Source organism: Streptomyces sp. NPDC089919 (genome assembly GCF_040684615.1).
Lineage (GTDB): Bacteria > Actinomycetota > Actinomycetes > Streptomycetales > Streptomycetaceae > Streptomyces.
In genome coordinates, this window is sequence record NZ_JBFBGK010000151.1 from 1 (window position 1) to 14,899 (window position 14,899).

At 70.6% G+C, this 14,899-nt stretch carries 15 protein-coding genes; 4 read left to right on the top strand and 11 right to left on the bottom strand.

The annotated features are described in order from the left end of the window. Positions 1 to 200 precede the first annotated feature (200 nt). A complete protein-coding gene (locus AB0O40_RS35215; protein ID WP_365049866.1) occupies positions 201 to 1,925 on the bottom strand; it encodes an MDR family MFS transporter in 1,725 nt (574 codons plus the stop codon). Here AB0O40_RS35215 and AB0O40_RS35220 point away from each other — a divergent pair. Continuing rightward, positions 1,910 to 2,494 carry a helix-turn-helix domain-containing protein gene (locus AB0O40_RS35220; RefSeq protein ID WP_365049868.1) on the top strand — a complete coding sequence of 195 codons (585 nt, stop codon included), beginning with the start codon at positions 1,910 to 1,912 and terminating at the stop codon, positions 2,492 to 2,494. The two genes, AB0O40_RS35215 and AB0O40_RS35220, sit on opposite strands and share 16 nt — an antisense overlap. Positions 2,495 to 2,504: 10 nt before the next feature. Here AB0O40_RS35220 and AB0O40_RS35225 read toward each other — a convergent pair whose 3' ends face one another. Continuing rightward, the gene (locus AB0O40_RS35225; RefSeq protein ID WP_365049870.1) at positions 2,505 to 3,077 is read right to left on the bottom strand and encodes a M23 family metallopeptidase; all 573 of its coding nucleotides are present in this window, start codon (positions 3,075 to 3,077) and stop codon (positions 2,505 to 2,507) included. A gap of 304 nt (positions 3,078 to 3,381) precedes the next feature. On the opposite strand from AB0O40_RS35225, the gene AB0O40_RS35230 reads away from it, so the two are divergent. After that, positions 3,382 to 6,555, top strand: a complete 3,174-nt coding sequence (locus AB0O40_RS35230) for an NACHT domain-containing protein (protein WP_365049872.1) — start codon at positions 3,382 to 3,384, stop codon at positions 6,553 to 6,555. A gap of 67 nt (positions 6,556 to 6,622) precedes the next feature. On the opposite strand, the gene AB0O40_RS35235 is transcribed toward AB0O40_RS35230, so the two are convergent. Beyond that, positions 6,623 to 9,142: an ATP-dependent Clp protease ATP-binding subunit gene (locus AB0O40_RS35235; protein ID WP_365049874.1), complete on the bottom strand. Its 2,520-nt coding sequence runs from the start codon at positions 9,140 to 9,142 to the stop codon at positions 6,623 to 6,625. Between the two features lie 449 nt (positions 9,143 to 9,591). Here AB0O40_RS35235 and AB0O40_RS35240 point away from each other — a divergent pair, with 449 nt between their 5' ends. Continuing rightward, complete coding sequence (locus tag AB0O40_RS35240; protein WP_365049876.1) at positions 9,592 to 10,173, top strand: SCO3374 family protein; 582 nt, start codon at positions 9,592 to 9,594, stop codon at positions 10,171 to 10,173. A gap of 18 nt (positions 10,174 to 10,191) precedes the next feature. On the opposite strand, the gene AB0O40_RS35245 is transcribed toward AB0O40_RS35240, so the two are convergent. The 8 genes from AB0O40_RS35245 to AB0O40_RS35280 all read right to left on the bottom strand — a co-directional run bounded on the left by AB0O40_RS35245 (position 10,192) and on the right by AB0O40_RS35280 (position 14,005). Beyond that, on the bottom strand, positions 10,192 to 10,536 hold the full coding sequence (locus AB0O40_RS35245) for an Lsr2 family protein (RefSeq protein WP_365049877.1): 345 nt from the start codon (positions 10,534 to 10,536) through the stop codon (positions 10,192 to 10,194). Positions 10,537 to 10,687: 151 nt separating this feature from the next. Continuing rightward, positions 10,688 to 11,245, bottom strand: a complete 558-nt coding sequence (locus tag AB0O40_RS35250) for an amino-acid N-acetyltransferase (protein ID WP_365049879.1) — start codon at positions 11,243 to 11,245, stop codon at positions 10,688 to 10,690. Positions 11,246 to 11,254: 9 nt separating this feature from the next. Continuing rightward, a complete protein-coding gene (locus tag AB0O40_RS35255; RefSeq protein ID WP_365049893.1) occupies positions 11,255 to 11,707 on the bottom strand; it encodes a BlaI/MecI/CopY family transcriptional regulator in 453 nt (150 codons plus the stop codon). Positions 11,708 to 11,870: 163 nt separating this feature from the next. Beyond that, on the bottom strand, positions 11,871 to 12,038 hold the full coding sequence (locus tag AB0O40_RS35260) for a hypothetical protein (RefSeq protein WP_365049881.1): 168 nt from the start codon (positions 12,036 to 12,038) through the stop codon (positions 11,871 to 11,873). Between the two features lie 14 nt (positions 12,039 to 12,052). Then, on the bottom strand, positions 12,053 to 12,646 hold the full coding sequence (locus AB0O40_RS35265) for a hypothetical protein (RefSeq protein WP_365049883.1): 594 nt from the start codon (positions 12,644 to 12,646) through the stop codon (positions 12,053 to 12,055). Positions 12,647 to 12,713: 67 nt separating this feature from the next. After that, positions 12,714 to 12,902, bottom strand: a complete 189-nt coding sequence (locus AB0O40_RS35270) for a DUF397 domain-containing protein (RefSeq protein ID WP_365049885.1) — start codon at positions 12,900 to 12,902, stop codon at positions 12,714 to 12,716. Between the two features lie 13 nt (positions 12,903 to 12,915). Beyond that, positions 12,916 to 13,140, bottom strand: a complete 225-nt coding sequence (locus AB0O40_RS35275) for a DUF397 domain-containing protein (protein ID WP_365049887.1) — start codon at positions 13,138 to 13,140, stop codon at positions 12,916 to 12,918. A 13-nt stretch (positions 13,141 to 13,153) separates the two neighbouring features. Next, positions 13,154 to 14,005 (bottom strand): helix-turn-helix transcriptional regulator, encoded by an 852-nt coding sequence (locus tag AB0O40_RS35280; protein ID WP_365049889.1) that lies wholly within the window; start codon positions 14,003 to 14,005, stop codon positions 13,154 to 13,156. 210 nt (positions 14,006 to 14,215) lie between these two features. Here AB0O40_RS35280 and AB0O40_RS35285 point away from each other — a divergent pair, with 210 nt between their 5' ends. Continuing rightward, positions 14,216 to 14,653, top strand: a complete 438-nt coding sequence (locus tag AB0O40_RS35285) for an ATP-binding protein (RefSeq protein WP_365049891.1) — start codon at positions 14,216 to 14,218, stop codon at positions 14,651 to 14,653. The last annotated feature ends 246 nt before the right edge of the window (positions 14,654 to 14,899 follow it).

Sequence of the window (14,899 nt, forward strand, 5' to 3'; positions counted from 1 at the left end):
CCACTCTTTCCTTCCCCGTCGCTTTTCCTTTGTGACCCGGGCCGACGGCGGGCGGCCGCACTGCGGCCCCGGGTGCCACGGGGGCACCGGGGGCCGCTCCACCAGGGGAGGTGGACCTGGGGCGGTCGCCGCGCGGGCGACCGGGGGGGCCGGTCGGTCGGGGACCGGCCGGCGTTCGTGCCGGTCCGGGACCGGTCGGGTCAGTGTGCGACCGGCTGCTTGGTCAGGTCCGCGGCGGCCGCGTCGGCGGCGGGGGCCTCGGGGCCGGCCCCGCGCAGCGGGACCTCCTTGACGAACCAGGAGACCAGGAAGCCGATCACCGCGACCGCCCCGCCGAGCAGGAAGGCCGAGTGGGTACCGGCGGCCACCGCGTGCTGGTACGCGTCGCGCACCGCCTCCGGCAGCTTGGCGAGGCTGGCGGCGTCCAGCTGGGCGGAGCCCGCGGTGGCGCCGGCGCCGGCCGAGCCGAGCCGGTCGGTCATGGTGTCCTGCACCCGGTTGGTGAAGAGGGAGCCCATCAGCGCGACGCCGAAGGAGCCGCCGAGGGTGCGGAAGAGCGTGGTGGAGGAGGAGGCGACGCCCATGTCCTTCATGTCGACGCTGTTCTGCGCCACCAGCATGGTGATCTGCATCAGGCAGCCGAGGCCGGCGCCCAGGACCGCCATGTAGAGGCCCGAGACGAAGCGGGAGGTGTCGGTGTCCATCTGGGCCAGCAGCATCAGGCCGACCACCATCAGCGCGCCGCCGACGATCGGGAAGATCTTGTACTTGCCGCTGTTGGTGGTGACCCGGCCGGCCACCAGCGAGACGACCATCATCGACAGCAGCATCGGGAGGAGCAGCAGGCCGGAGTTGGTGGCCGAGGCGCCCTGGACGGCCTGCTGGAAGAGCGGCAGGTAGACCACGCCGCCGAACATCGCGAAGCCGACGAGGAAGCCGATCACGGACATCAGGGTGAAGTTGCGGCTGCGGAAGATGTGCAGCGGCATGACCGGCTCGGCGGCCTTGGTCTCCACGAAGAGGAAGGCGGCGAGGGACACCAGGCCGAGGGCGATCAGGCCGAGGATCTGGCCGGAGCCCCAGGCGTACTCGCTGCCGCCCCAGGTGGTGACGAGGACGATGGAGGTGATGCCGACGGTCAGCAGCGCGGCGCCGAGGTAGTCGATCTTCGCCTTGACGCGGTTCTTCGGCAGGTGCAGGACGGCCGTCACCATCGCGAGGGCGACCGCGCCGAGCGGCAGGTTGATGTAGAAGGACCAGCGCCAGCCCATGTGGTCGGTGATGGTGCCGCCGACCAGCGGGCCGCCGATCATCGCGAGCGCCATGACGCCCGCCATCATGCCCTGGTACTTGCCGCGCTCACGGGGCGGGATCAGGTCGCCGATGATCGCCATGACGCCGACCATCAGACCACCGGCGCCCAGACCCTGGACCGCGCGGAAGCCGATCAGCTGGCCCATGTCCTGGGCCATGCCGCTGAGCGCGGAGCCGATCAGGAAGATCACGATCGAGGTGAGGAACGAGCCCTTGCGGCCGTACATGTCGCCGAGCTTGCCCCAGATCGGGGTGGAGGCCGCGGTGGCCAGGGTGTAGGCGGTGACCACCCACGACAGGTGCTCCAGGCCGCCCAGCTCGCCCACGATGGTCGGCATCGCGGTGCCGATGATCATGTTGTCGAGCATCGCGAGCAGCATCGCGATCATGAGGGCCATCAGGACCACGCGGACGCTGCGCGGCTTGGGCCCGTCCGCCACGGCGGCGGCTGGCGCCCCCGCGCCCGCCTCGTTCTTCGTCGGAATCTCGCTCATGTCCACTCCCCTGGTACTTACTTGCCGCCCGGCAAGTTGTCTACACTGAGGAAGGTAGACGCCAACTAGCCGGGCGTCAAGTAAGTTCTTGAGGAGTCCCCATGTCCAGCACGCCACAGCAGCGCCGCGGCAACACCCGCCAGCGCATCCAGGACGTCGCGCTGGAACTCTTCGCCGAGCAGGGGTACGAGAAGACCTCGCTGCGCGAGATCGCGGAGAAGCTCGAGGTCACCAAGGCCGCGCTCTACTACCACTTCAAGACCAAGGAAGACATCCTGATCAGCGTCTTCGAGGACCTGACCAGGCCGATCGACGAGCTGATCTCCTGGGCCCGGGACCAGCCCCGCAGCATGGAGACCAAGCAGGGCATCATCCGCCGCTACCACTCCGCGCTGATCCACGCCTCGCCGCTGTTCCGGTTCATGCAGGAGAACCAGGCCACCGTCCGGGAGCTGAGCATCGGGGAGACCTTCAAGGAGCGGATGGTCGCCCTGATCAAGCTGATCCAGGAGCCGGACTTCTCGATGACGGACCGGGTCCGCTGCATCAGCGCCCTGTTCACCATGCACGCCGGCATGTTCTTCATGCAGAACGTCGAAGGCGACCCCGAGGAGAAGCAGGCCGCTGTCCTCGAGGTCGCCATCGATCTGGTGACCCAGGCCCACCACGGGGCCGCAGGTAAGTGATCCGGTCGGATCAGACGGTGACGCCCACGGTCCGCAGGAAGGACACCGGGTTGACCGCGGAGCCGTAGTTCGGCGTGGTGCGGATCTCGAAGTGCAGGTGCGGGCCGGTGGAGTTGCCGGTGTTGCCCGAGAGGGCGATCTGCTGGTTGGTCGCGACCTTCTGGCCGATCTTGACCTGGACCTTCGAGAGGTGGGCGTACTGGGAGTACGTGCCGTTGCCGTGCTTGATCACGACGGCGTTGCCGTACGCGGGGCCGTCACCGGCGCCGTTCGGGCCGGCCTTGACGACGGTGCCGCCGTGCACGGCCTTGACCGGGGTGCCGACCGGGACGGCGAAGTCCTGGCCGGAGTGCTTGTGCGACCACAGGGTGCCGCCCTTGCCGAAGGTCGCGGACAGCGTGTAGTGGTCCACCGGGTCGGTCCAGGCGACGGCCTTCGCGGGGGCGGCGGGCTTGGCCTCGGCGGCGAAGGCGGCGTGACCGGCACCGAGGGCCATCAGCGCACCGGCACCGACGGCGGCGATGACGCCACGGGTGCGGCGGGCGGACGGGCTGACGGGGGCGGTACGGACGCGCTTCGACATCGGGAACCTCTCGACGGGGACATGGGGCAACCCGGCACGGGGGCCGGGTTGGCTCATCCTTGGTAACCCGGCCGGCCCGGACTTCCCAAACCCCCCATTTACTACCGAAGCTCGTAGCCGGGACACGGGAATGGTGGCCCGTTGACCTGCCGCATCCTGCGCATCCGGTCGCCCGAATGGGCGATTTGATCTACTACATCCCGTAGTACCCCCTTGATCGCCTGTGTGGCTTGTCACCGCTTCGGGACATCCGGCGGACCGTTCCGGGACCAAAGACCTGTAACCCGCACTACGCTCAGCCGTCGTGGACCCAGTCGCCCAGGCGGGGATGCGCCTCGCCTCAGCCGTCGCCGGACCGATCGTCAAGAAGCTCTTACGGTTCTCGGAGGGGCCGGGGGCCGGGCTGGTGGACAGACCGGTCCGCGTCTCGGCGTACGTCTCCTTCAAGGAGAAGCGCACCCTCACGACCGCCGACCTGGACAAGATCGCCGAGGAGCTGGTCGCGGCCGGCCTACGAGCCCCCGGCGAGCGCGCCCTGCCGCCCGGCGAGGAGGCCGGGGTGGCCGCCGCCCTCGCCGCCACCCTGTACGGGCTGGGCGAGCTGGAGCTCACCGACGTGGAGGCGGTCCGGCTGGGGCACCGGGAGCTGGCCCGCCGGCTGCGGGACCGGGCCCCCGCCACCGGCCTCGGCGAACAGGCCGGCTACTTCCACGACCGGCTGCTCGACGCCACCTGCCTGCACGTCCTGCACTTCTTCACCCAGCGCTCCAGCTTCGTGGCCGCCGCCCTGGTCGAGCAGAGCCGCCGGCAGGGCGAGCTGGTGGCCAAGGTGGACGAGCTGGTCGCCCGGATCCCCCGCCAGGACGCCCGGGACGCCGCCTTCGAGCACCGGTACCTGGAGTACCTGGTCCGCAAGCACGCCACCCTGACCATCTTCGGCATCGACCTGGTGCGCACCCCGGGGAAGTGGCCGTTGGACGCGGCGTACATGAGTCTGGAGGCGACGGGGACGACGCATTGGGTGGTGGCGCCGGCCCCCCGCCCGATGCCCGGCAGCTTCGACGACGACCTGGACGAGTTCGACGACTTCACCATCGACTACACGCCGCCCGCCTGGTACACGCAGTCGGCCGTACCGCTCGGCCCCCGCCCCGCCGACCAGGCCCTGGCCGACCGGGAGCGGGTCCTGCTGCGCGGCGAGGCCGGGTCCGGGAAGACCACGCTCGTCCAGTGGCTGGCGGTCTGCGCCGCCCGGCCGGTGCCGACGGACGGGATGGCGTACGTCCACGGCCTGATCCCCTTCGTGCTGCCGCTGCGGGCCCTCACCCGGCACGACGTCCGGCTGCCGCCGCCCCGGCAGTTCCTGGGCGCGGTCGGCGTCCCGCTGGCCGGGGAGCAGCCCTCCGGCTGGGAGGACCGGGTGCTCAGCCAGGGCCGGGCGCTGGTCCTGGTCGACGGGATCGACGAGATCAAGGAGGAGGCCCGGGAGCGCACCCAGGAGTGGCTGGCCGACCTGATCGGCACCTACCCCGGCAACCGCTGGCTGGTGACCTCCCGCCCCTCGGCCGTCCCGGAGGAGTGGCTGGAGCGGGAGTCGTTCACCGAGCTGACCCTCTCCCCCATGGGACCGGCGGACGTGGCCGCCTTCGTCGGGCGTTGGCACACCGCCGCCCGCACCGGGGAGCCCGAGGAGGACGCCGAGCTGGCCGGCTACGAGGACCAGCTGCTGGCCGCCGTACGCGCCGGGGGCGACCTCGGCCGGCTGGCCACCAACCCGCTCATGTGCGGGCTGATCTGCGCCCTGCACCGGGACCGCCGGGGCTTCCTGCCGCACAGCCGCAAGGACCTCTACGCGGCGGCCCTGTCGATGCTGCTGACCCGCCGGGACCGGGAGCGCCGCCTCGACGTCCCCGAGATCAGCGAGGAGACCCTGCTCCAGCTGCTCCAGCGGCTGGCCCTGTGGATGATCCGCAACGGCGCCTCGGAGATGGGCGTCTCCCGGGCCGAGGCCCTGATCCGCGACGCCCTGCCGGCCCTCCCCGAGGCCTCCCGGGTCCTCGGGGACGCCCCGCAGGTCTTCCGGTACCTGCTGCTGCGCACCGGGCTGCTGCGGCGGCCCGCGCCGGGCCGGGTGGACTTCGTGCACCGCACCTTCCAGGACTTCCTGGGCGCCCGGGCCATCGTCGACGAGGGCAGCTTCGGCGAACTGACCGGGCACGCGGGCGACGACCAGTGGGAGGACGTGATCCGCCTCGCGGTGGCCCACGCCCGGCCGCGGGAGCGGACGGAGATCTTCCGGGGGCTGCTGCGACAGGGCTCGGCCCGGGCCGCACTGCTGGCCCACGTGAGCCTGCCGTACGCCACGGAGCTGGACCCGGAGGTACGCGACGAGGTCCGGCGGACGACCCGAACCCTGATCCCGCCGCGCAGCGGACAGGCCGCGGACGCGCTGGGGTCGGTGGGACCGCTGCTGATCCCCCTGCTGCCGGACCCGGAGCAGCTGACGGACGAGGACGGTGCGCTGATCGTGCGGGCGGCCGCCGAGACCGGCTGCGACGAGGCGCTGGACTACCTGGCGGGGTGCGCCCGGCACGGTTCGCCCGAGACCCTGCTCGAGCTCTTCTTCTTCTGGGACAGGTTCGACGAGCGGCGGTACGCGGACGAGGTGATCGCCCGCATCGGTGACACGGGCGCGCGGGAGATTCCGGTGGCCGGCCCGCGGAAGCTGGAGCTGCTCGGCGAGATCTCGCCCCGGGCCCACGTCCAGCTCCTCGACGCCATCCCACCGGAGCGGCTGGCGGACTACGCGCGGCGGGTGCGGCTGTGCAGCGTGAGCCTGCTCGCCAATCCGCTCGTACGCGATCTGGCCTTCCTGGCCGACCAGCCCGAGCTGACCGGAATCAGGATCGCCAACTGCGCCGGGCTGGAGTCCCTGGCGGCCCTGGCAGGCTCCCCGGTCGTCCACGCCGACTTCGACCTCGGCATGCGTAACGACACGGACCTCGTCGCAGTGCTGAGGGAGCTGCCCCGGCTACGCTCCCTGCGGCTGCGGAGGATGGCGCTCGGCGGGTGGTCCCTGCGGCGACTGGCCACCGGGTGCGCTCTGGAGAGGCTGATCCTGGTCCCGGCGGCCGGCGGGACCGACCTGCTTGACGGACTGGAGGCCCAGGTCCGGCTGGCACACCTGGGGCTGGGAGAGCGGGTGTCACCGAAGGCGGGGCACTGGCGGGTCCTGGCCGGTCTGCCCGTCCTGGCCACGCTGACCGTCCCCGCACGGGGTCTGGCGAACCTCCCCGGGTACGTGTACCTGCCGAACGTCGACGTGCTCCGCGTCGAGGGCCGGCTCGACGCGCACCTCGCGGAGCACGTCCGCGGGCAGTTCCCGAACCTCACCCGCTTCTCCTGCGACCTGACCCGCGACGAGCTCGACCTCGCCCGCCTGCTCCCCGGCATCGCCGTCAGCCAGCCGCAGGACTGAAAGCCGCAAAGGGGCGGCCCCGGAACCCATCGGTTCCGGGGCCGCCCCTTCAGGCACTGCCTACCGCTTACGCGCCCTTGCTCAGGTCCGGGCCGGAGCCCGTGGCCTCGATCGGGGGGACGTCCGGCAGCGCGGACTTCTCCTCGCCGCGGAAGGTGAACTTGGCTTCCTCGCCCTCACCCTCCGTGCCGACGACCACGATGTGACCGGGGCGCAGCTCACCGAAGAGGATCTTCTCGGAGAGGATGTCCTCGATCTCGCGCTGGATCGTGCGGCGCAGCGGACGAGCACCCAGGATCGGGTCGTAGCCGCGCTTGGCCAGCAGGAGCTTGGCCTCACCGCTGAGCTCGATGCCCATGTCGCGGTCCTTCAGGCGCTCGTCCACCTTGGCGATCATCAGGTCGACGATCTGGATGATGTCTTCCTGGCTGAGCTGGTGGAAGACGACCGTGTCGTCGACACGGTTCAGGAACTCGGGGCGGAAGTGCTGCTTCAGCTCCTCGTTGACCTTCGCCTTCATCCGGTCGTATCCGGTCTTGACGTCGCCCTGGGCCGCGAAGCCGAGGTTGAAGCCCTTCGAGATGTCCCGGGTGCCCAGGTTGGTCGTCATGATGATGACCGTGTTCTTGAAGTCCACGACGCGGCCCTGGGAGTCGGTCAGGCGACCGTCCTCCAGGATCTGCAGCAGGGAATTGAAGATATCCGGGTGGGCCTTCTCGACCTCGTCGAAGAGGACGACGGAGAACGGCTTGCGGCGCACCTTCTCGGTGAGCTGGCCGCCCTCTTCGTAGCCCACGTAACCGGGGGGCGAACCGAAGAGGCGGGAAACCGTGTGCTTCTCGCTGAACTCCGACATGTCGAGGGAGATCAGCGCGTCCTCGTCGCCGAAGAGGAATTCGGCGAGCGTCTTGGAGAGCTCGGTCTTACCGACACCCGAGGGGCCGGCGAAGATGAACGAGCCACCGGGACGCTTCGGGTCCTTCAGGCCGGCGCGGGTGCGGCGGATGGCCTGGGAAAGGGCCTTGATGGCGTCCTTCTGACCGATGACGCGCTTGTGGAGCTCGTCCTCCATGCGCAGCAGGCGCGAGGACTCCTCCTCGGTCAGCTTGAAGACCGGAATGCCGGTGGCGGTCGCCAGGACCTCGGCGATCAGGTCGCCGTCCACCTCGGCGACGACGTCCATGTCGCCGGCCTTCCACTCCTTCTCGCGCTTGGTCTTCGCCGCCAGCAGCTGCTTCTCCTTGTCACGGAGGGAAGCCGCCTTCTCGAAGTCCTGGGAGTCGATCGCCGACTCCTTGTCGCGACGGACGCCCGCGATCTTCTCGTCGAACTCGCGGAGGTCCGGCGGCGCGGTCATCCGGCGGATGCGCATCCGGGAGCCGGCCTCGTCGATCAGGTCGATCGCCTTGTCCGGGAGGAAGCGGTCCGAGATGTACCGGTCGGCCAGGGTGGCCGCCTGGACCAGCGCCTCGTCCGTGATGGAGACGCGGTGGTGGGCCTCGTAGCGGTCGCGCAGACCCTTGAGGATCTCGATGGTGTGCGGCAGCGACGGCTCCGCGACCTGGATGGGCTGGAAGCGGCGCTCGAGCGCGGCGTCCTTCTCCAGGTGCTTGCGGTACTCGTCCAGCGTGGTGGCGCCGATGGTCTGCAGCTCACCGCGGGCCAGCATGGGCTTGAGGATGCTCGCGGCGTCGATCGCGCCCTCGGCGGCACCCGCACCCACGAGGGTGTGGAGCTCGTCGATGAACAGGATGATGTCGCCGCGGGTGCGGATCTCCTTGAGGACCTTCTTCAGGCGCTCCTCGAAGTCACCGCGGTAGCGGGAGCCGGCCACGAGCGCGCCGAGGTCCAGCGTGTAGAGGTGCTTGTCCTTGAGCGTCTCGGGCACCTCGCCCTTGACGATGGCCTGGGCCAGGCCCTCGACGACGGCGGTCTTGCCGACGCCGGGCTCGCCGATGAGCACCGGGTTGTTCTTCGTCCGGCGGGACAGCACCTGCATGACCCGCTCGATCTCCTTCTCGCGCCCGATGACCGGGTCGAGCTTGGATTCGCGGGCCGCCTGGGTGAGGTTGCGGCCGAACTGGTCCAGGACGAGCGAGGTCGAGGGGGTGCCCTCGGCCGGGCCGCCGGCCGTGGCGGTCTCCTTGCCCTGGTAGCCGGAGAGCAGCTGGATGACCTGCTGCCGGACTCGGTTGAGATCGGCGCCCAGCTTCACCAGGACCTGGGCGGCGACGCCCTCGCCCTCGCGGATCAGGCCGAGCAGGATGTGCTCGGTGCCGATGTAGTTGTGGCCGAGCTGGAGGGCCTCACGGAGCGACAGCTCCAGGACCTTCTTCGCCCGCGGGGTGAAGGGGATGTGGCCGGACGGGGCCTGCTGGCCCTGACCGATGATCTCCTCGACCTGCTGGCGAACAGCCTCGAGCGAAATCCCGAGGCTCTCCAGGGCCTTAGCGGCGACACCCTCACCCTCGTGGATCAGACCCAGAAGGATGTGCTCGGTGCCGATGTAGTTGTGGTTGAGCATCCGGGCTTCTTCCTGAGCCAGGACGACAACCCGCCGCGCGCGGTCGGTGAACCTCTCGAACATCGTTTATCGCTCCTCAGAGCGGTCGGGCAGTTCGGGGTCGGTCCCCGCCCTGTCCTTCCGCATGCTAGTCCCGCAGGGCGGGACAGCTCATTCCAACTGCCGACATCCGTCCGCGGCTCACCCCACTCGGTGGGGAAAATCCGCCGTGCACAGCCGACAACTGCTCCAACCCGATGGTGCGAGACGATGTTCCCGCAGGCCAGGCAGATACCCGTCTCTTGAGTACGCCGACGGCGAACGGGAGCCGGTCAAATCAGCGTGTCGCCCCGATCCACTAGGAATGTCTTACCCGCAGGCAGTGACAGTCCATGCCATCGGCACCGGCCGCCTCCGCTAAGGGCGAACAGGCTTGCGCCCTGAATCCCGGGTTCCAGCACGCCGTCGTTTACGTTCCGCAGCGACGGCGGCACGGTGCGTAACTCCGGCGCGTTTCGGGAGTTGCTTGAGGCGTGGCAGTCATCGTCCCCACCGCTCCCGCGCCCACGGCGCCGTCCGACCCGTGCGGCTGGTACGAACGCGTCCTCGGCTGGCCGGTGGTCGCGGGGCGGCCGGGCCAGCTGGTGACGGGGGTCCGGTTCGACGTGCTGGAGCTGCCGTCGGCGGCGGGATTCGCGGTGCTGCGCCGCGGGGTCCCGACCGGCCCGGTGGCCCTCATGGGGCGGCGGATGCGGCTGCTGGTGGCCACGGGGAGCGCGGACGAGCTGGAAGGGCTGCTCGACTGGCTGGAGTGGGGCGGGGTCGCCCTCGACCTGACCGCCGTGGGTCGGGGCGGCCGGATCACCGCGCCCCCTCCCCCCGACGGCGCTGGCGGCGCCGGGGGTGGCTCAGCGGGGGCCGCCGTCTGGCTGCGGCCCCCCGAGCCGGGGTGCGAGGCACTGCTCCCGGCCCTCGCCCCCATGGGGTGCGGAGCCGGACGGGGCGTCGCCCTTTCCGGGCGGGCCCCCGATCTCGTACGACTGGTCGGCGCGGCCGCGACGGAATGTCACCGGGCGCGGCTGGCGCGTACCAGACGGTCACTCGCCGGAATGTGATCCGGCGGGCGGCGAGGGTCAGGCCTTGGCCTTGTTCTCGTAAGCCTCGCGGATTTCGGCCGGCACGCGGCCGCGGTCGTTCACGTTGAAGCCGTTCGCCTTCGCCCAGGCGCGGATCTCGGCAGTGTCGGTGCTGCCCCCGCCGACCGCGGCGACGCGGCCCTTGGTACGACCCGCGGCGGCCCGGCCACCGGTGCGACGCCCGCTCTTGGTGTACGGCTCGAGCAGGCCGCGGAGCTTGTCAGCGTTGGCGGTGGTGAGGTCGATCTCGTAGGTCTTGCCATCCAGCGCGAACGTCACGGTCTCGTCCGCCTCGCCACCGTCGAGGTCGTCGACAAGAAGGACCTGAACCTTCTGTGCCACCGGATTTCCTTTCATCGAAAATGCAGTACGCGGAAAGGAAACCGCTTTTGCCTGGAAAACACAAACCCTCGGGAGAGGTTCAGCGGCCCGGCCCGACGGGAAACGTACGCGATTCGGACATAGGCCACAGGCGGGCCGCCGGGCGGAATCTTCAGAGGTGCAGAAGCATCCGGCTGTTGCCCAAGGTGTTCGGCTTCACTCGTTCGAGACCGAGGAACTCGGCGACGCCCTCGTCATAGGAACGCAGCAGCTCGCTGTAGACATCGGTGCCGACCGGGGTCTCGCCGATCTCGACGAAGCCGTGCTTGGCGAAGAAGTCCACTTCGAAGGTGAGGCAGAATACCCGCCGCACGCCGAGCCAACGCGCGGTCTGGAGCAACTTGTCCAACACCTGATGCCCGACACCGCCGCCCTTCAAGTCGCGGTCGACCGCGAGAGTGCGGACTTCCGCGAGATCCTCCCACATGACGTGCAGAGCCCCGCAGCCGACGACCTGCCCGTCCACCTCGCGTTCCGCGACCCAGAACTCCTGGATGTCCTCGTAAAGCGTCACCGGGGCTTTGTCGAGCAGGATGCGCTGGTGCACGTACTGGTCCAGCAGGCGGCGCACGGCGGCCACGTCGCCGGTGCGCGCCCGGCGGATCGTCACTGCTTTTGCATTCGCACCGGGAAAGTCCTGGGGAAGCGAATCACCATGCTGAGCGTCCATGGGTGGACGCTATCGCCCCGGCTCCGGCGGGGGCGCGCCGGCATCGCCTTCCGGCCGGGCCGCCGGGGGCTGTGCCGGGGCGCTCTCGGATTCCCCTTCCGAAGCGGGCTGGACGATGCGCACGGCGTCCCGCAAGGCCTCCCGCTGCTCCGCCGACATCATGCCGAAGAAGGCGACGAGGGCGGCCGCCGGGTTGTCGCTCGTCTGCCACGCTTCGTTCATCAGTGCGGCCGAGTACGCGGCGCGGGTGGAGACCGCCGTATATCGATAGGCGCGGCCCTCGGCTTCCCGGCGGACCCAGCCCTTCTGATGGAGATTGTCCATAACGGTCATCACGGTGGTGTACGCGATGGAGCGTTCCTGCTGGAGGTCCTCCAGCACTTCCCGAACAGTCACCGGGCGGTTCCACTGCCACACCCGGGTCATGACGGCGTCTTCGAGTTCTCCCAAGGGCCGAGGCACACCAGCACAATAGTGTGAGATGTCGTAAATCACCCGGCATCACCCGGCTATTCGAGCAACAAAAATGGGCGCACCGCCCCGAACGGAGCCGTACGCCCGCACCCCGCGCGCCGCCCGCCGCGAGGGGCGGGGCGCCGGGTGGAAAACCGGTCTGTCCCGGAAGCTAGTTCGTCGCCTGCTGGGCGGCCTCGGCCCGGGCGAGCACGGCGTCGACGGCCGCGTCCTCCTTGGCCTTGTTGACGCCGCCCTGGGTCTTCACGATCACCCTGACGACGGCGATGAAGAACGCGGCCATCACGATGGGGGGCACGAGCGCGGAAACGTAGTCCATGCCCCGCATCGTAGCTACCCGGCGGCGCGGCCCGCGGGCGGGGGCGTCGGCTTCCGGCGCGGCGGGAAGACCTCGCCGGGCGTGGGCACCGGGCGGGCGGGCTCCTTGGGCTTCTGCGGCGCCGGTGCGGGGGCCGGGGCCGGCTTGTCGTCGCCCGCGGCGGACGCCAGCAGGCGCAGCCGGGGCGCCGGCGTCAGCGCGGCGCCCAGCCGGGCCTTCACGGACCGCTCGGCCAGCACCCGGCAGCGCTCCAGCAGCGCCGCGGCGGTCTTGTTGCCGCGCAGTGCGCGCAGGGCCGCCAGGTCGTCCGGCTCCGGGGTGTAGCCGGCGGCCAGGGCGTCCTGGAGCAGTTCCAGGTACCCGGTCAGACTGCCCGGCAGGGCCGCCCGGTACCGGCCCAGGTCCTCGACGAGGAACGCTCTGAGCCGCGCCGCCTCGCGCACCGCGTCGTCGAGGGCCTGCGCGAGCCGCAGGCAGTCCCGCACCTCCCCGGCCGTCAGGGCCCGGTCGGCGCCGGAATCAAGGGCATGGGCGAGGGACCGCCGCAGCACGGCCAGCTCAGCAACGCTGAACGCCATGCCGCCACGGGATCCATAAGGCGTGGGCATGGCCAGAAGATACGCGCTAATCGGACAAAATCCCCCCACCGCAGAGGCCCCGGGCGCGCCGCCCCTGCTACCGCGCGTCCGCGACCCCCTCGACGAACGCCCGCCAGGCCTCCGCCCCGACCTCGATGACGGGCCCCCCGTCCGCGGGCGCCCGCTCAGCGACCCGGACGGTCCCACCGGGCCCGGCGGCGAGATAGAGGCACGACTCGCCTTCGCCGCAGTAGGACGACCTGGTCCATGTCCGCCGGTCGGTCATGACGTCTCCTCCTTCACAGGCACCGCATGAGGGTGCGACTGAAGCTCCGGCCTTCCTCGCCCCGCGCCGCCGCCACGAACGCGCCCCACGCCGGCGCGCCCACCGACATGACGGGCCCCCCGTCCCCCGGTGCCCGCTCGGCAATCCGAACGGCCCCGCCGGGGCCGGCAGCGAGATAGAGGCAGGCGTCACCCTCGCCGCAGTACGAGGACCTGGTCCATATGCATCGGTCGGTCATTCAGCTGTCCCCTTCACAGGTTCCGCAGCAAGGTGCGGATGAACTCCCGGCTCTTCTCGGCGCCCAGCGCGGTCGCCTCCATACGGTCGAGCAGGGTGCGGTACTTGGCCAGTTGGGATTCGGCATCGAGGAGCACCGGGCCGTGTGACTGGTCCAGGTGGACCGTGTCCAGCTGCGGCACGGGGCCGGACGCGTAGCCGATCGACTGGCCCGATCCCGGGAACGCCCCGACGGCGAAGGGGATCACCAGCACCTGGACGTGGTCGAGCTCGGCCATCCTCAGCACGTGGTCGAGCTGCTGCCGCGCCACCTGGCGTCCGCCGAACTCCATGCGGAGGGCGGCCTCGTGGACGATCGTGCGGTACGGCGTCGGGTCGGCCCGGTACAGCACCTCCTGCCGCTTGATGCGGTGCGAGACGCGGTGCTCGATCTCGGGCGGGGAGAGTTCGGGGACGACCTGCCGGAACACCACGCGCGCATGGTCGGCGGTCTGGAGCAGCCCCGGCATGTGGGCCGTGTAGGCGGTCCGCAGGGCCCCCGCATGGTGTTCGAGTTCGGACAGGTCGAGCAGTCCGGGCGGCAGGACGTCGCGATAGAGCTCCCACCAGCCCTTCGTACGGTCGCCGGCCATCCCCGCCAGCGCATCGACCAGTGCCTGATCGCAGCAGGAATAGGCGTGGGCCATCGCCCGCACGCGGTCCGCGCTGACGCCGAAGCGGGCCGTCTCCACATTGCTGAGCTGTCCCGAGCTGGTACCGACGGCGGCAGCCGCCTCGGTGGCGGTCAGCCCCGCCCGCTCGCGCAACTTCCGCAGCTCGGCGGCCAGGCGGAGGCGCCGGGCAGTGGCGGCGGTACGACCGGCCATCGAATCCCCCTGGATCTCCCGGAGTTGGCATCACTCACACGAGGGAATCCGGCATCGAATCCCTTGAATACGGACAAAGAATCTTTGTCCGCGCCCTAATCTGATGCCGGGCCCACACACCGGAAGCACCCCGCTCGACGGAGCGGCATGGTCACCGGGCAGCCGTCGCATCGCACCGACACCGACATCCCTCCGTGATCGGAGAATTCCGTGAGTGCCACCGTATCCCCGTCCTGGTCGTACACCCTCCAACTTCCGCAGGATCCACGGGCTCCGGGCATCGCCCGGCGGATGCTCCGGCAGGTGCTGGACGTGCACGCGATGACCGGCGTCCTCGCCGCCGCGGAGCTGTTGACCTGCGAGCTGGTCACCAACGCGTACCTGCACTCGGACGCCCCGTACACGCTGCGGCTGCGGGCCATGGCGCCGGCGCGGCTGCGGGTGAGCGTCTGGGATGCGAACCCGTACATCCCGGCGCCGTTCGCCGGGCCCGAACGGCCGCCCTCCGTCCTGCCGTCCAGCGAGCGGGGGCGGGGGCTGCTGCTGATCCGGGCGTACGCGGACAGGTGGGGGGCGTATCCGCTGGGCAGCGGTGGCCTTTACGGCGAGCCGGGCGGGAAGCTGTTGTGGGCCGAGTGCGGTACGTGATGACCCGGCCCCCGCCCTACGCGTGCCGCGTACGCCCCGCCTGACGTGTACGCCACGCCGCGGGCGGTCGGGATGTGTGGGGAGCGCCGCTTGACGGGGGTGGCAGGCTGGACCGGAGGCAGGCCCGGGCCTGGGATGGCCCGAAGGGCCACGGCGAAGCCGCGAAGTCCCAGGGGTGCCACCGGGTCGGCTGCATCGCGGACGCGGCGACGATCCGGGAGCGCGAGGACGGCAGCTTCGAGGTGC